Annotated in this window: 17 protein-coding genes; 12 read left to right on the forward strand and 5 right to left on the reverse strand. The window is 60.4% G+C overall.

The genetic code is table 11. The features are described from left to right. The first annotated feature begins 51 nt into the window (after positions 1–51). Both AC6H0W_RS02635 and alkB read left to right on the forward strand, forming a co-directional pair. On the forward strand, positions 52–1,254 hold the full coding sequence (locus tag AC6H0W_RS02635; protein ID WP_497575560.1) for a tetratricopeptide repeat protein: 1,203 nt from the start codon (positions 52–54) through the stop codon (positions 1,252–1,254). Beyond that, complete coding sequence (gene alkB / locus AC6H0W_RS02640) at positions 1,251–1,898, forward strand: DNA oxidative demethylase AlkB (protein WP_497575561.1); 648 nt, start codon at positions 1,251–1,253, stop codon at positions 1,896–1,898. The genes AC6H0W_RS02635 and alkB overlap by 4 nt, the downstream gene beginning before the upstream one ends. A 9-nt stretch (positions 1,899–1,907) precedes the next feature. On the opposite strand, the gene AC6H0W_RS02645 is transcribed toward alkB, so the two are convergent. Genes AC6H0W_RS02645 through AC6H0W_RS02655 form a run of 3 tightly spaced genes read right to left on the reverse strand, consistent with a single transcriptional unit; the run spans position 1,908 to position 2,985 of the window. Continuing rightward, the gene (locus tag AC6H0W_RS02645) at positions 1,908–2,207 is read right to left on the reverse strand and encodes a hypothetical protein (RefSeq protein WP_497575562.1); all 300 of its coding nucleotides are present in this window, start codon (positions 2,205–2,207) and stop codon (positions 1,908–1,910) included. After that, entirely contained in the window at positions 2,204–2,677 is a 474-nt protein-coding gene (locus AC6H0W_RS02650) for a hypothetical protein (protein ID WP_497575563.1), read from the reverse strand. Before AC6H0W_RS02650 ends, AC6H0W_RS02645 begins: the two co-directional genes overlap by 4 nt. Before the next feature lie 8 nt (positions 2,678–2,685). After that, a complete protein-coding gene (locus tag AC6H0W_RS02655; protein WP_497575564.1) occupies positions 2,686–2,985 on the reverse strand; it encodes an ElaB/YgaM/YqjD family protein in 300 nt (99 codons plus the stop codon). Positions 2,986–3,332: 347 nt separating this feature from the next. Between AC6H0W_RS02655 and AC6H0W_RS02660 the strand changes: the two genes are divergently transcribed. Both AC6H0W_RS02660 and AC6H0W_RS02665 read left to right on the forward strand, forming a co-directional pair. Further along, complete coding sequence (locus tag AC6H0W_RS02660) at positions 3,333–4,304, forward strand: succinylglutamate desuccinylase/aspartoacylase family protein (protein ID WP_497576182.1); 972 nt, start codon at positions 3,333–3,335, stop codon at positions 4,302–4,304. 67 nt (positions 4,305–4,371) lie between these two features. Then, positions 4,372–5,559: an acyl-CoA dehydrogenase gene (locus tag AC6H0W_RS02665; RefSeq protein WP_497575565.1), complete on the forward strand. Its 1,188-nt coding sequence runs from the start codon at positions 4,372–4,374 to the stop codon at positions 5,557–5,559. A 15-nt stretch (positions 5,560–5,574) separates the two neighbouring features. Here the strand turns inward: AC6H0W_RS02665 and AC6H0W_RS02670 are convergent, their stop codons facing one another. Both AC6H0W_RS02670 and AC6H0W_RS02675 read right to left on the reverse strand, forming a co-directional pair. Continuing rightward, positions 5,575–6,549, reverse strand: coding sequence for a recombination-associated protein RdgC (locus AC6H0W_RS02670; RefSeq protein ID WP_497575566.1), 975 nt, complete (start codon positions 6,547–6,549; stop codon positions 5,575–5,577). A gap of 51 nt (positions 6,550–6,600) precedes the next feature. Further along, the gene (locus AC6H0W_RS02675; protein WP_497575567.1) at positions 6,601–7,068 is read right to left on the reverse strand and encodes an SRPBCC family protein; all 468 of its coding nucleotides are present in this window, start codon (positions 7,066–7,068) and stop codon (positions 6,601–6,603) included. Between the two features lie 339 nt (positions 7,069–7,407). On the opposite strand from AC6H0W_RS02675, the gene AC6H0W_RS02680 reads away from it, so the two are divergent. The 8 genes from AC6H0W_RS02680 (at position 7,408) to ahpF (ending at position 14,979) form a co-directional block, all read left to right on the forward strand. After that, a complete protein-coding gene (locus AC6H0W_RS02680) occupies positions 7,408–8,121 on the forward strand; it encodes a pseudouridine synthase (protein ID WP_497575568.1) in 714 nt (237 codons plus the stop codon). 238 nt (positions 8,122–8,359) lie between these two features. Then, positions 8,360–9,520 carry an elongation factor P maturation arginine rhamnosyltransferase EarP gene (gene earP / locus AC6H0W_RS02685; protein ID WP_497575569.1) on the forward strand — a complete coding sequence of 387 codons (1,161 nt, stop codon included), beginning with the start codon at positions 8,360–8,362 and terminating at the stop codon, positions 9,518–9,520. An 80-nt stretch (positions 9,521–9,600) separates the two neighbouring features. Then, entirely contained in the window at positions 9,601–10,158 is a 558-nt protein-coding gene (gene efp / locus AC6H0W_RS02690; protein WP_497575570.1) for an elongation factor P, read from the forward strand. A gap of 180 nt (positions 10,159–10,338) precedes the next feature. Beyond that, on the forward strand, positions 10,339–10,713 hold the full coding sequence (locus tag AC6H0W_RS02695) for a hypothetical protein (RefSeq protein WP_497575571.1): 375 nt from the start codon (positions 10,339–10,341) through the stop codon (positions 10,711–10,713). Positions 10,714–10,742: 29 nt separating this feature from the next. Further along, a complete protein-coding gene (locus tag AC6H0W_RS02700) occupies positions 10,743–11,345 on the forward strand; it encodes a YcjF family protein (RefSeq protein ID WP_497575572.1) in 603 nt (200 codons plus the stop codon). A gap of 90 nt (positions 11,346–11,435) precedes the next feature. Beyond that, on the forward strand, positions 11,436–12,365 hold the full coding sequence (locus tag AC6H0W_RS02705; RefSeq protein WP_497575573.1) for a histone deacetylase family protein: 930 nt from the start codon (positions 11,436–11,438) through the stop codon (positions 12,363–12,365). A 311-nt stretch (positions 12,366–12,676) separates the two neighbouring features. After that, positions 12,677–13,240, forward strand: a complete 564-nt coding sequence (gene ahpC, locus AC6H0W_RS02710; protein ID WP_497575574.1) for an alkyl hydroperoxide reductase subunit C — start codon at positions 12,677–12,679, stop codon at positions 13,238–13,240. Between the two features lie 143 nt (positions 13,241–13,383). Beyond that, positions 13,384–14,979, forward strand: coding sequence for an alkyl hydroperoxide reductase subunit F (gene ahpF / locus AC6H0W_RS02715; RefSeq protein ID WP_497576183.1), 1,596 nt, complete (start codon positions 13,384–13,386; stop codon positions 14,977–14,979).

Here is a 14,979-nt window from a genome sequence, read left to right on the forward strand (position 1 = left end):
TCCGGCCCGCTGCAGCATGCTGCACGACGCCATGTCTTTCAGGACGATTCGATGACCGACACCCTCGAACGCGCCCGGGAATACTTTCTTGCCGGTATTGCCGACTACGAATCCGGGCGTCTGCAGCAAGCCTGTGCCAACTTCGACGCAGCTCTGGAGCTCGCGCCAGGGCGGCCATCGGTGTTGGGCAACCTCGGCATCACGCTGTTCAAGCTCGGCAACTGGCCGCGCGCCATTGAAGTGCTGCAAAAAGCGCTCGATGCCGATCCGGCGCATCACGAAGCACGCGTCTGCCTCGGCTTGTCGCACGAATGCCTCGGCAACTGGGAAGCCGCCGCAGAGGCGCTGGAACGGGGTCTGGTGGAATTCGACGGTGGTGCCTCCGCATGGCTCGCCCTGGGGCGTTCGCTCGGCCGCACAGGGCGCCTGCCGGATGCATTGCTGGCGCTCGATCGCGCCTTGGCGGAAGAAGAATATCTGGCAGAGGCGTGGAGCGTGCGAGGCAACGTGCTGCGAGACCTCGGCCGGCTTGAAGAAGCGGCTGAAAGCTTCCGGCGAGCCATCGATGGGGGTGCTGACCCGGACCTGCATCAGTATTACCTTGCCGCGGCCAGCGGAAAAACGCTTGCGGCACCCCCGCGCGTGTTCGTCGAATCACTCTTCGACGAATACTCCAGTGATTTCGATCATCACCTGGTGGAACAACTCGGCTACCGCGGTCATGAACGCCTGTTGCAGCCCCTCATCCAAGCCGGTCGGCGATATCGGCGCGTGCTCGACCTCGGCTGTGGCACCGGCCTGTGTGGCGAGCTGATTGCCCCGCACGCCGAGGCATTGGATGGCGTTGATCTTTCCGCAGCCATGCTTGAACAAGCCCGCAAGCGCGGCGCGTACCGCACGCTGGCGCACGACGATCTGACGGGCTTCCTGCGCGCGCAAGAGCAACCCGCCGACTTGGTGATTGCCGCCGATGTGTTCATCTACGTTGGCGATCTAGCCGAAACCTTCTCGCACGTAAAACGCATCCTCGCTCCCGACGGAGTGTTCGCCTTCACACTCGAGCGTGCAACCAGCGACCACAGCTTCGTACTGTTGCCAACGCTGCGCTATGCGCACTCGGAAACCTACATCCGGCAACTTGCCGGGCAGCATGGCTTCGTCGTCGAGGACATCGTCACCGCTGGGCTGAGAGCTGATCAAGCCCAGACATTGCCCGCGCTGTACGTGTATCTGAAACACGCTGGCTCGACATGAGCAACCTGGGCCTGTTCGACGACATCCCCGCCGAGCCCATATGGTTCGCTGAGGGCGCAGTGCTGTTGCCGGGCTTCGCCGCACGGCATGCCAAAGCGCTGCTGCAAGCGATCACCCATGTCACTGCACAGGCACCGTTTCGCCACATGCACACACCCGGTGGCCACCGCATGTCGGTGGCCATGAGCAACTGCGGGGCTCTCGGCTGGGTCACCGACGCGTCGGGTTACCGTTATTCATCCATTGATCCACTGGGCGGCAAACACTGGCCGCCCATGCCCGGCGTATTCGAACACCTGGCGCGCGATGCGGCTGCCCAGGCGGGATTCACGCAGTTCGTGCCCGACGCGTGCCTGATCAACCGCTACGAACCAGGCGCGCGCATGTCGCTGCATCAAGATCGCAACGAACGCGACTTGCGCTGGCCGATCGTTTCGGTGTCGCTCGGATTGCCGGCCGTATTCCTGTTCGGCGGGCGTGAACGAAGCGAGCCCACTCAACGAGTGGGCTTGAATCATGGGGATGTGGTGGTGTGGGGCGGTGGCGAGCGACTACATCATCACGGTGTGCTGCCGCTGAAACAGGGAGTACATCCGCAAACGGGTGAGTGCCGACTCAACCTGACCTTCCGTCGAGCCGGTTGATTCTAAAGCTTATTCTAAGTCAGTGTAGTTCGCACCGAAAGCTTGCCACGCCAGTTGGAAAAGCGGAATGAGCTTGATCACGGTCAGGCCCAGACCGCCGCCGGAGCGAATGCCCCGCCAATGTGGGCGCAGACGGTCAAACATGAAACCGGTCGCAAAACCACCGATCAACAGCTTCGGCGTACCAAAGCACTTGTAAACATCATCCCCGAAAGCATGAATGTCGCGGCGAAGGCGCAGTTGTCGAAGGGCCACGTCCTCGCTGCGGGCCGACACTTCACGAATCAGCTTGAGGTGTGCAGAGATCATGATTCTCCTCCTGCCGCATCCGGGCCATCACTACCGCTCAAACGCGCCAGCAAGCGACGACTTTCGATGAATCGCAGATGCTGCTTCAAGCGACGAACACCAAAGAAACATCCCACTGCCACGCCGAAAAGCGTGATCGAGGCGAGCAAGGCGGCAAGCGCAGGGTCCAACCCGGCGTGCACGATCAGCGACAGTACGATCGCCCCGACAAGAAACAGCAGCGCCCCTGCAACCACGAAGCCTGCCGTCACCGCCAGAATGACGATCAACAGCAGCGACGAGGCAAACAAACGGCTTTCGGCGCCCAACAGACGGGCGCCTTCAGCCACCCAACCGGCGAACTCATCACGGAGTTCGCCGAGCCGGGCTATCAGCTCGCGTTCGGACGGCGCTCCGTCAGGAGCGGAAGCGGCCGGGGGCGGAAGCCCGGGCTGCTCCGGACCGACGGGATCGTGATCGGCGCGATCCATCCGGCCGATCAGCGACGACGATTGAGCGCGGAGAAGATGCTGCCAGCGACGAATGCAATACCCAGCGACGTCAGCGGGTTCTCTCGCACGTACTCGGTCACCTTGCCGACGAGCTCTTGGCTCTGCGAGCAGGCGTATTCCTTGCCTTCACGCACTCGCTCACGAGCCACTTTGGCTTCGCTGCGTACGCGCTCTTCGGCAGTACCCAGATTCTCGGCGGCCTTGTCGACGACCTCATGAAGCTTGCCGGCGACTTGATCTACGGTGCCATGTACGTTTTCAGCTTGTTTCTTGGTGGTGGTGGGCATTTCGAGCTACCTCCGAGTTGTTTGCGAAACATCCGCAGAAAAGGTTTGGACTGGAACTTCAAGCCCAGAATACCGAGATCATGGAATCATGCCTAACTGCTGTGTTGCATACTATGTCTTCACCAAATGCTCGTGATTCAAACGAAATCCGGCAGCATGGCGTCCAGCGTACGACTCTGAAGGGCTTTGGTGCAATCAAGCCGACAGACGCCTGATTGCGGCGCGGGCCGGGCAAATCCGCAGCACGGCAGCGTGCGGCCACCATCGCATCATTGCGTCACCTTCAGTATGGCTCCCTGCACAGCTGTGATGTGCAACAAAACTACATCCGGTAACAACACTTGGATATGACTTCGCCAGCCACATATCACCTGCAGCTAACCGATTTCGAGCTCAAGGCTCACCGCTTCAGCGGCGTTCATTCCGGCCCCCGCTTGATCATACTCGGCGCAGTTCACGGTAACGAGGTCTGCGGTAGCGTTGCCATCGAGCAAATACTCAGCGCCCTTAACGCCAACGATCTGATGATTCGCAAAGGGCACCTCACGCTCGTGCCCGTGACCAACCCGCTGGCGTGGCATCAACGCACACGCGAGGGTCAACGCAACCTCAACCGCAAGTTGCAGCCCACCGATCATCCGGCGGAATTCGAAGACCATATTGCCAACTGGCTGTGCCCGCTGTTGGCGAATCACGATGTGTTGCTAGACCTGCATTCGTTTCATACGCCGGGCGAACCCTTCGTGATGCTGGGCCCCGATGACAACGACGGCGAGCTCGAGCCCTTTGCACACTCGCAAAAAGAGCACGCCTTTGCACGACATCTGGGCATTCAACGCTTCGTGGACGGGTGGCTCGACACCTACGCGCGCGGCGTTGAGCGTCGCAAGGCAACGGATGCAGGTGGCGACCCAGGCTACGGCATCGGCACAACCGAATACATGCGTACTCAAGGAGGCTACGGCGTCACCGTGGAATGCGGCCAGCATGACGACCCTGCTGCCATCGCGGTGGCCCGCCACTGCATCCTCAACACCTTGGCATTCTTCGGCATGATCGATGAACCGATGCCTCGGGAAGTGCGCAGACCTCAACACATCCGCATGGTCGATGTGGTCGATTTATCGAACGAAGACGACACATTCTCGCGTGATTGGCACAGTTTCGACGCGGTTAGTCGAGGGGAAGTCATTGGACACCGAGCCGACGGAACCTCTGTGTTGGCCAAGCGAGACGGCTTCATCCTGTTCCCCAACCCGGCTGCCGCAGTTGGACGCGAATGGTTTTATCTGGCCGAAAGCATGGATCGCAGTGCGTGATTTCCGTGGCTTGACGCTGCCTTGAGCCAGCGTGATCCTGCGCATTCCACCGCACAGGAGCTCGACCATGGCCACCCAACGTGCCATCTTCGATGGCGATGACCCGCTTCGGCTCGAAGATCAACTCGACGAGACCGAACGCATGGTCCGCGACGCCGCCGAGACCTACTGCCAGGAAAAGCTTCTGCCACGGGTACAGCAGGCGTTCCGGCTAGAGCGCTGCGACCGCGAGATCTTCAGCGAAATGGGTGAGTTGGGGTTGCTCGGCGCCACCATCCCTGAAGAATTCGGTGGTTCCGGCCTCGGTTACGTCGCCTACGGGTTGATTGCGCGTGAAGTCGAACGCGTCGACTCCGGCTTCCGGTCGATGATGAGTGTGCAATCGTCGCTAGTCACGCTGCCGATTCACCGCTTCGGTTCCGACGCCCTCAAGCACAGATATCTTCCGAAACTGGCCAGCGGGGAATGGATCGGCTGCTTCGGCCTGACCGAACCCGATCACGGCTCAGACCCCTCCAGCATGGTCACCCGCGCCCGCCGCACCGACGGAGGGTGGCTGCTCTCGGGGGCCAAGACCTGGATCACCAATAGCCCGATTGCCGATGTATTCGTGGTGTGGGCCAAGGATGACGACAACGACATCCGCGGCTTCGTGCTTGAAAAAGGCTGGAAAGGCCTCTCGGCACCCGTGCTCCACGGCAAGATGGGGCTGCGCACGTCTGTCACCGGCGAAATCGTGCTGGATGAAGTTTTTTGCCCGGATGAAAACGTTTTAGCAGACGTTCGCGGCTTGAAAGGCCCATTTACCTGCTTGAACTCTGCGCGCTACGGGATCGCTTGGGGTGCTCTCGGCGCCGCCGAGACGTGCTACCGCACGGCGCGCGAATACGTCCTGGAACGTCACCAGTTCGGCCGCCCACTGGCGGCCAATCAACTGGTTCAGAAAAAACTCGCCGACATGCTCACCGAAATCAGCCTCGGTTTGCAGGCTTGCCTGCGGCTCGGCCGCATGCGCGAGCAAGGCACGGCCAGCGTCGAACTGACATCGATGATGAAACGCAATTCGTGCGGCAAAGCGCTGGAGATCGCACGTACGGCACGAGACATGCTCGGCGGCAACGGCATCTCGGACGAATACCCGGTGATCCGCCACATGCTCAACCTGGAAGTCGTGAACACCTACGAAGGGACGCACGACATCCATGCCTTGATTCTGGGCCGGGCAATCACCGGCATACAGGCGTTCAGCGCCTGAATACCGCGTGCTAGATCAAGCAGCCACTTCCCACGGCGGGACACCGGAGGAGCCGGGCTGACTCGTGTTCGCCTCACCCGAGGGCTGATCCGCTTCGAGCTCGCCACCCAAGGCACCCATCAGTTCGGGCAGCAGGCGTGCGAGTTCGCCCGTCATCAGCGCAAACGAGGCATCAAACATTGCCTGTGCATCTTCAGCGCCTGATTCCTCGACCTTTTCCTTCACCACATCCAGGAAATCGACACGCTTGATCTCGAGCTTGTCAGTCAGCACGAAACTGATGCGGTCATCAAAGGTGAGTGCCAGACGCGTGGGCATCTTGCCGGCTGCCAGATGGCCACGGATTTCTTCGCCATCCAGTACGTGATTGACGTAGCGCACCACGGCCTTGCTTTCAGTGATCGAGCGCAGCTCGCAATCAAGGTCGATGCTGAAGCCAGTCGGCGCTTCACCGCCGGCCAACCAATCGGCCATGGCTGAGCCGGGCGAGCGCTCGGTGCGCACCAGTGCCAACGGCAGGGCATCGAGCGAATCGCGCAATGCACCCAGCACGTCTTCAGCACGCGTCTGACTCGGCGCATCGATGCCCATCCAGCCGTTCACCGGGTCGATCCATGCATACACCTTTCTGCGGCGCGTGAAGGCCCGCGGCAGAAACTCTTGCAGGATCTGCTCGCGCAGCTCCTTCATCTGCTTACGCCCCGGCTTGTAACCCTGCTCTGCCGCGATATGCTCGGCGCGCTCTTCGGCTTCCTGCTTGACCACGGCAGAGGGCAACAGGCGCTGCTCGAAACCCAGCGCAATCAACCAATGCGTGCCTACCCTGTGCACCAGAACGTCGTCACCGCACGGGGCGACCCAGCCGCGGCTTTCCTGATCCTGGCTACCGCAGGGCTGAAAACGGCGACGGGCGAGTTGTTCCTGCAAGACGTCGGCGTCGATGTTCCACGGCGCCGGCAGGCGATAAAGCTGAAGGTTCCTGAACCACATGGGGAGAATTCCGCGAATTGAAAACACCCGCCGTCTGGCGGGTGGTTGATGTTACTGCATCCGGCCGGCGGCAACGATCTCGCGGATCACTCGCACGGTATCGATATCCGACTGCTCATAGGCCGATTTCACCAGATCGGCGTACATCGTGTTGCCATCTTCGCTGTCTGCCTGCGTAGTGCGATAGATGAAGCGCAACACCAACTGGCTGACCACGGGCTCTTCGATGCGGATGGTGAGTGTACCGCCTGCATGCTGATCAGTCTGCTCGGCCTCGAACACCACCGAGTCCATCGGCGCCAAGGTGACCCGGTCACGAATCCGCAACTGGCCGAAATCCAGTTCGCGCCGAACACCATCGTCGAAGCGTTCGATCACCGTACACGCTTCAAGCCCTGGCAGGAATGGTGACGGATTTTCCACCCTGCAAAGCAAACCGAACCACAGTTGTTCCCGGGTCAGATCCTCGATCAGAGGGTTATCCGGGTCATTGACGATTACAAGGTGTTCGAACTTCAAGCTGACACTCCAGAGCAGACGCTGTTCAGTCTAACAGGCTGTCGTGGGTGTGTTGTTTGCGGTTTTCCGGCTGCCAACATGCTTCAACTGTCTTGTTGTTAACAATCTTCTTTTAAAAACAATAGTAATAATGGTGTACGACGTGTTTCTGTGGATAACAGGTTTTTATCCATTTAAATCATGGCTTTGAACATCTTGTAAACCCGTTAGCAAACGGTGGCCCTGCTGTGTGGGGATTGTGGCCCGATTCCCGCCCTCTCACATTTCGTGCACTTGTCCACATCCCGCGCACAGCGGATACAGAAGTTATTAAAGCCGTGCCGCGATAAACTGCGCGCCATGAAACTTGAACGCATCCTGCAGTCCCAGGGTTTCGGCAGCCGACGTGAGTGCCGATCCATCATCCGTGCCGGTCTGGTCGAGATCCAAGGTGAAGTCGTCGAAGACCCTTTTGCCGAGATCGATACCGACGGGCTCGAGTTCGTCGTGGATGGCGAAGTGTGGCCGTGGCATGAGCACGTGTATCTGATGCTGCACAAGCCGTTGGACTACGAATGCTCGCGTCAGCCCCAGCACCACCGATCGATTTTCGAGTTGCTGCCGCCGCAGTTTGCGCTGCGCAACGTGCAGCCGGTCGGGCGTCTGGATGTGGACACCACCGGCCTGCTGTTGATGTCCGACGATGGTCAGTTCATCCACACTTGGAGTTCCGGCAAGAAACGCATTCCCAAGCTTTACCACGTCGGTTTGCGGCATGCGGTCAATGATGAGTTGCTGCAAGCCTTGCGTGACGGCGTGCAGTTGCATGATGAGCCTGCTCCGATTCAAGCCTACCGCTGTGATGCAACGGGAGAGTCGAGCATCGATCTGGTGGTTACCGAAGGCAAGTACCACCAGGTTCGACGCATGATCGGTGCGGCGGGCAATCGCGTTGAGACCCTGCATCGCTCGGCGGTGGGTGGGCTGCAGTTGCCGGACGATCTGGTGGCGGGCGACTGGCGGTGGATGAGCGCTGCGGATTTTGCCGAATTGGCCCGGTTCGATACCGATTGAGGTGCGCACGCTCATCTTTCGTGCATGAAATGGGGAGCGAACGCACTGTTTTGCGGCGTTTTCCAGTCTGTGGACAATTCTGTTGACTTCCTTACGCGCGAAGGGTCGAAGAATCCCGTTTTTGGTGCGGCGAGATTGAAAGTATTACTTTCGGTGCGTATTTCAGAATTCGGTGATGCCGTGAAATCCCAATCAGGATAAGGGTTTCAGAGGTCACATCGAATGGATCGGAACCTTCATGACGACGCTGGGTCACCGGCCTGCTGATCGCTGGAGCATCTTCTGCCGGGTTGTGGATAACTTCGGGGATATCGGCGTCTGTTGGCGTCTTGCGCGGTCTCTTGCATCGCACCATGGCCGTCATGTGACGTTGTGGGTCGATGAGCTCGCAGCGTTGCAGCGACTTCATCCGGCTACATCGACCGAGCTTGGTGCGCAGCAACTTGAAGGGGTCATGGTGCGGCGTTGGCAAGCGCCTTTCCACAGCGTGGCCAACGACGATGTGGTGATTGAGGCCTTCGCGTGCGAGCTGCCTGAAGAAGCCCTGCTGGCCATGGCCAGCCGCGCGGCAGCGCCGGTGTGGATCAATCTCGAATACCTCAGCGCGGAATCGTGGGTCGAGGCATGTCACCGAATGCCGTCTCCGCACCCTCGCCTGCCTCTCCAGCGCCACTTCTTCTTCCCCGGTTTCACTCCGGCCACGGGTGGCTTGCTGCGCGAGCCATCGCTTCTGGCGCTGCGTGATGATTTTCTGCATGAGGTTGCGGACAAGCGCCGCATGTTGAGCGAGCTCCTGGGGCACGAGTTACCTCCTGACGCCCTCTGCATTTCACTGTTCAGCTACGAGCAACCGGGGTTGAGCCACCTTCTGCGTGCATGGTCTGGCAGTGATCGGCCAGTGGTGGTGCTGGTGCCGGAAGGGCGCGTCGTACCCGATGTGGCGCGATATTTCGGGCGTTCGCGGCTTGAACTGGGGAAAATCGTGCGTCAGGGCAATCTGCAAGCGGGTTTGATCCCGTTTTGCCCGCAGAATGATTACGACCGCTTGCTGTGGGCGTGTGATCTCAACTTCGTGCGCGGTGAAGATTCCCTGGTCCGGGCCAACTGGGCCGCTCGACCCTTCGTGTGGCACATCTATCGGCAAGAGGATGAAGCGCATCTGCTCAAACTCGATGCGTTTCTGCAGCGCTTCCTGGCGGACGCCGATTCGAGCATGGCCGACGCCGTGGTTCGATTCTGGCGAGCATGGAACGCCAATGGCGACATTGTTTCGGCCTGGGGAGCTTTTTCCCGCGTACTGCCGGTGTTTGCGCAGCACTGCAGGCAGTGGAGTACTCACCTTGCCGAACAAGACGATCTGGCGACGGCCTTGGTGAACTTTTCGGAAACGGGCGTATAATCAACGGTTTTTGAAAAATCGCGGCCCGCCCCGATCTAGCGTCGTTGCCGTCCCGCACCTGTCCAGGAAATCTAGCAAGCATGAAAACCGCTCAGGAACTCCGCTCCGGCAACGTCATCATGGTGGGTAGCGACCCGCTGGTCGTGCAGAAGGCCGAGTACAACAAATCCGGCCGCAACTCCGCCGTGGTCAAGATGAAGCTCAAGAACCTGCTCAACGGTTCGGCTTCTGAATCGGTGTACAAGGCTGACGACAAATTCGACATCGTCGTGCTCGATCGCAAGGAAGTGACCTACTCCTACTTTGCCGACCCGATGTACGTCTTCATGGATGAAGAGTACAACCAGTTCGAAGTCGAAGCCGAGAACATGACCGACGCGCTCAAGTACCTCGAAGACGGTCTGCAGTGCGAAGTGGTGTTCTACAACGGCAAGGCCATTTCCGTTGAACTACCGAACTCGGTGGTGCGGGAAGTCACCTATACCGAGCCCGCCGTCAAGGGCGATACTTCGGGCAAGGTGCTCAAGCCGGCCAAGATCAACACCGGCTTCGAGCTGATGGTGCCGGCCTTCGTCGAGATCGGCGACAAGATCGAGATCGATACCCGCACGGACGAGTACAAGAACCGCGTGAAGTAATTTCGGGCGCACGCTCGAAGTGGTTCGAAAAGGCCCGCCTAGCGGGCCTTTTTCATGCGGTATGAATTTATTTGTTGGTTAAATGCAACGCTTTGTTGCATCAAGGCCAATTCACCTTGATTTTCTGAACAAAAAGCATAGGTTTGATTCTGTGCAAATTCAGTTTCAAGGAAAGTAAAGATGAAAAACGTAGCGGCACTTCTGGCCGCCTCGTTTCTGATGTTGCTGGTCGCATGTGCACCTGATCGTCCAGTGACGTCACAGGCGGCTGAAGCAGCCTCATCCACTGCTGAAACCGGCGTCGGCCGAGTATTCCCGTCTCACACCACGGCAGCCGACGGCGAGATCCGTGATGCCAAGGAGGCTGCGGAAGACGCAGCCCGCAAGATCTTCGATGTCACTCGTTCGGCAGCCTCGCGCATTCGCGATGTCGGCGTGGGCGCCGTTCAGGCCGTTCAATCGGGCGGTGCTGCCGAGAACGAAGAAACTCCTCCCAAAGAAGTTGCTGATGCGAACCCTGCGGCTGCCGCGGAGTCCGTTCCTGCACGCAACTGAAAACGGCGTTTGAAACGCCGCGTCTCTTCATGGAAATCCCCGGCCGCGATCGCCTAATCGCCTATCGCGAACGCCTCCTGCAGGCTCTGCTTGATCCGCTTCCTGAACAGGAGCAGGCGGTCGATGTGCCCGACGCCGTGCGTTTTCCGGTCACCGCGGATGCTTCCGCAAGCGCGCGCGCAGGACTTGCCGAGCGTGAAGTGCTGGGCCACTGCCGCGCGGCCGCGGCGCTGGGCGTTTTGCCTGTGGTCGATCTGATCGCCGTCACCAGCGTGCAGGCGCGCATGCTGCGCCGAATGGCCGAGCTGCACGGCATTGCCTGGAGTACCGAACTGGCGCGTGAATTCGTTGCGCTGCTCGGGCCGGGTATTGCCAGCGGTATGGTGGGCCACACTGTGGGGCGCACCGTGTGCAAGATGATTCCGTTCATCGGGCAGACTGCCGGCGTTGCCTGGAGCGCACGTTCCAGCGCCATCGCGACGTATGCCATCGGTAAGTCTGCAGACTACTACCTGGGCCTGCGTGCAGTGGGCCAGTCAGCCTCTGCGGCGGGTTTGCGGCAAGTGCATGAAGCCGCCGGCCGCAGTGCCAGCCGCGAGGTCAAGCGTCTGATCGACCCCGACGCATCCTGACGCATCCTGGTGGCGTTTTCCCCGCCCTTCGGGGGCGCCGTATAATGATTTGTCAGCCGCCTATGCGCGGCTCCCCGGTATGAGGAAACCATGAGCACCTTGATCTACTCTCACCCCGCCTGTTTTGAACATCGCCCCGGCGCCGGTCATCCCGAGTCGCCCGAGCGTCTGAAAGCCGTCCTCGCGGCCCTGCAGAAGCCCGAGTTTTCTGAGCTGCAATGGGCCGAAGCGCCGCTCGGTACGCGCGAGCAGGTGTTGATGGTTCACACCGAGGGCTACGTGTCGGATGTCGAGGAAATCTCCCCGCGCCACGGCACGATGCCGCTGGACGGTGGTGACACGGTGATGTCGCCGGGCTCGCTCGAAGCTGTCATGCGTTGCGTTGGTGCCGCGTGTGCCGGTGTGGACAAGGTCATGAGCAAGGAAGTCGACAACGTCTTCTGCGCCACCCGCCCCTGCGGTCACCACGCCACGCCGAACCGCGCTATGGGTTTCTGCATCTACAACCAGGCAGCCATCGCTGCGGTGTACGCCAAAGAGCGCCACCTGCTCGAACGCGTGGCCGTCATCGACTTCGACGTGCACCACGGCAATGGCACGCAAGACGCCTTCTACAACGATCCGGCGCTGTTTTACGGCTCCACGCACCAATCGCCGCTGTATCCGGGCACCGGTTCGCGTGCGGAAACTGGCGTCTCCGGCAACATCGTCAACGTGCCGCTGCCGCCGGGCTGCACGTCCGATGTGTTCCGCAGTCAGGTCACGGCCGAGTTGCTGCCGAAGCTGCGCGAGTTCAACCCCGAGCTGGTCATCATCTCGGCCGGTTTTGACGCCCACATGCTCGATCCGCTCGCCGGCCTCAACTTCAAGGACGAGGATTACCGCTGGATCACCGAAGAGCTCAAGGCATTGGCCGAAGAGTGCTGCGAAGGGCGCATCGTGTCGATTCTCGAAGGTGGCTACAGCCTCGACGGGCTGGCCAGCGGCACCGAGGCACACGTCAAGGCGCTGATGAGTTGATCACTGCGGTCTGCCGTAGGTTGTTTTGACCAGGCAGACACCGTGACAATGCATCGGAATCTGTTAAAACGGCTCGGGGGCCTCCCGGGCCGTTGTGTTTTCAAGCGGCCCGTTTGCCCTTGAAATCCGCCGAACCGCCACGACATGTCCCGCGTGGCTGTACATGATGTTGGTTGATAATCGATTACTATCGTATGAATACGATCAATTCATTTAACCAATATCGTGCGCTGCAATAAACTTCATCCTGTCGGTCGAAACTGACCACGAAAGATTTCAACCAACCGAGTAACCTCGAAAAGGAGATTCTCATGAGCTTGATCAACACCAAGGTCCAGCCGTTCAAGGCCGAAGCGTTCCACAACGGTAAATTCGTCACCGTTACCGAAGAGAGCCTGAAGGGCAAGTGGTCTGTGCTGATCTTCATGCCGGCTGCCTTCACGTTCAACTGCCCGACCGAAATCGAAGACGCTGCGGACAACTACGCCGAGTTCCAGAAGGCTGGTGCCGAGGTCTACATCGTGACCACCGACACCCACTTCTCGCACAAGGTGTGGCATGAAACCTCGCCGGCCGTCGGCAAGGCGAAGTTCCCGCTGGTTGGCGACCCGACGCACCAGCTGACCAACGCCTTCGGCGTGCACATTCCGGAAGCCGGTCTGGCGCTGCGCGGCACCTTCGTGATCGATCCCGAAGGCACCATCAAGACCCTCGAAATCCACGACAACGCCATCGCTCGTGACGTGACCGAGACCCTGCGCAAGCTGAAAGCTGCCCAGTACGTCGCTGCTCACCCGAACGAAGTGTGCCCGGCCAAGTGGAAAGAAGGCGAGAAGACCCTGGCTCCGTCGCTGGACCTGGTCGGCAAGATCTAAGTACCACTCGATGCTGCCCGGCACCGAGGGTGCCGGGCATGCCTCCGAGCCGCCTCGCGGCGGCTCATTCAGGAGCGCCGGTACGACGTTGCTGAATGAGCCGGGGAAACCAACCCATCCAGAAGAATTTCAAGGAGCCCACCATGCTGGACGCCAACATGAAAGCCCAGCTCAAGACTCTGCTTGAGCGCATCAACGAAAACGTAGAACTCGTCGCCTTCGTCGACGACAGCAGCACCTCCGCCGAAGTGCTTGAGCTGGTCGAGGAAATCGCCGAGCTGTCCGACCATGTCAGCGCCCGTCGTGCCGACAGCAACGATGGCGAGCGTGTGCCGTCCTTCTCGGTCAGCGCTGCCGGCACCGACATGGGCGTGCGCTTTGCCGGGCTGCCGATGGGCCATGAGTTCACCTCGCTGGTGCTCGCGCTGCTGCAATCGGGCGGTTACCCGGCCAAGGTCGACGCCGACACAATCGAAGCCATCAAGGCGCTGGATGCCGAGCTCGAGTTCGTCACCTACATCTCGCTGTCGTGCCACAACTGCCCGGACGTGGTTCAGGCCCTCAACCTGATGGCCATCCTCAACCCGAAGATCCGCCACAGCATGGTGGATGGCGGCGTGTTCCGCGAAGAGGTCGAGTCGAAGAACATCATGGCCGTGCCCACCACGCTGCTCAACGGCGAAGAGTTCAGCGCCGGCCGCGTTACGCTGGAAGAGATTCTCGCCAAGGTGGATACCGGCGCGGCGGCACGCGATGCAGCCAAGCTGTCCGAGAAAGAACCGTACGACGTGCTCATCGTCGGCGGTGGTCCGGCCGGTGCGTCGGCTGCCATCTACGCCGCACGCAAGGGCATTCGCACCGGCATCGTGGCCGAGCGCTTCGGTGGCCAGGTCATGGACACGATGGCCATCGAGAACTTCATCTCGGTCAAAGCCACCGAAGGCCCCAAGCTGGTCGCTGCGCTGGAAGAGCACGTCAAGGAATATGACGTCGACGTCATGAACTTGCAGCGCGCCGACAAACTGGTGCCTGCTGACAAGGTGGGTGGTTACGCTGAAATCACCTTGTCCAACGGTGCCGTGCTGAAAAGCCGCAGCGTCATTCTTGCCACCGGCGCACGCTGGAAAGAGCTGGGCGTGACGGGCGAGCGTGAATACCGCGGCCGCGGCGTGGCTTACTGCCCGCACTGCGACGGCCCGCTGTTCAAGGGCAAGCACGTGGCCGTGATCGGCGGCGGCAACTCGGGTGTCGAAGCCGCCATCGACCTCGCCGGCATCGTCGGCAAAGTCACCCTGCTCGAGTACGACAGCAAGCTGCGCGCCGACGCCGTGCTGCAGGCCAAGCTCAAGAGCCTGCCGAACGTTACCGTGATCCTCAGTGCTCAGACCACCGAGGTGACCGGCGACGGCAACCGCGTGACCGGTCTGGTGTACACCGATCGCGTCTCCGGTGAGTCGAAAAACATCGAGCTGGCCGGCGCCTTTGTGCAGATCGGTTTGCTGCCCAACACCGACTTCCTCAAGGGCACGATCGAGTTGTCGCGCTTTGGTGAAGTCGAGGTGAATGCCCGCGGCGAAACCTCCGCCCACGGCATCTTCGCCGCCGGCGACTGCACTACCGTGCCGTACAAGCAGATCGTCATCGCCATGGGCGAAGGCAGCAAGGCCGCGCTGTCGGCCTTCGACCACCTGATCCGCAGTTCGGTGGAAGTGCCGGCGGAAGAAACCGCTACCGCCTGA

This window comes from Pseudazoarcus sp. NS20, assembly GCF_059703745.1.

Bases quoted from the DNA above. Each gene is read 5' to 3' on its own strand.
- AC6H0W_RS02665 (WP_497575565.1), top strand. From the start codon at position 4,372: ATGGCCACCCAACGTGCCATCTTCGATGGCGATGACCCGCTTCGGCTC.
- AC6H0W_RS02645 (WP_497575562.1), bottom strand. From the start codon at position 2,207: ATGATCTCTGCACACCTCAAGCTGATTCGTGAAGTGTCGGCCCGCAGC.
- AC6H0W_RS02680 (WP_497575568.1), top strand. From the start codon at position 7,408: ATGAAACTTGAACGCATCCTGCAGTCCCAGGGTTTCGGCAGCCGACGT.
- efp (WP_497575570.1), top strand. From the start codon at position 9,601: ATGAAAACCGCTCAGGAACTCCGCTCCGGCAACGTCATCATGGTGGGT.
- ahpF (WP_497576183.1), top strand. From the start codon at position 13,384: ATGCTGGACGCCAACATGAAAGCCCAGCTCAAGACTCTGCTTGAGCGC.
- AC6H0W_RS02695 (WP_497575571.1), top strand. From the start codon at position 10,339: ATGAAAAACGTAGCGGCACTTCTGGCCGCCTCGTTTCTGATGTTGCTG.
- ahpC (WP_497575574.1), top strand. From the start codon at position 12,677: ATGAGCTTGATCAACACCAAGGTCCAGCCGTTCAAGGCCGAAGCGTTC.
- AC6H0W_RS02670 (WP_497575566.1), bottom strand. From the start codon at position 6,549: ATGTGGTTCAGGAACCTTCAGCTTTATCGCCTGCCGGCGCCGTGGAAC.
- AC6H0W_RS02655 (WP_497575564.1), bottom strand. From the start codon at position 2,985: ATGCCCACCACCACCAAGAAACAAGCTGAAAACGTACATGGCACCGTA.
- AC6H0W_RS02650 (WP_497575563.1), bottom strand. From the start codon at position 2,677: ATGGATCGCGCCGATCACGATCCCGTCGGTCCGGAGCAGCCCGGGCTT.
- AC6H0W_RS02635 (WP_497575560.1), top strand. From the start codon at position 52: ATGACCGACACCCTCGAACGCGCCCGGGAATACTTTCTTGCCGGTATT.
- earP (WP_497575569.1), top strand. From the start codon at position 8,360: ATGACGACGCTGGGTCACCGGCCTGCTGATCGCTGGAGCATCTTCTGC.
- AC6H0W_RS02700 (WP_497575572.1), top strand. From the start codon at position 10,743: ATGGAAATCCCCGGCCGCGATCGCCTAATCGCCTATCGCGAACGCCTC.
- AC6H0W_RS02705 (WP_497575573.1), top strand. From the start codon at position 11,436: ATGAGCACCTTGATCTACTCTCACCCCGCCTGTTTTGAACATCGCCCC.
- alkB (WP_497575561.1), top strand. From the start codon at position 1,251: ATGAGCAACCTGGGCCTGTTCGACGACATCCCCGCCGAGCCCATATGG.
- AC6H0W_RS02660 (WP_497576182.1), top strand. From the start codon at position 3,333: ATGACTTCGCCAGCCACATATCACCTGCAGCTAACCGATTTCGAGCTC.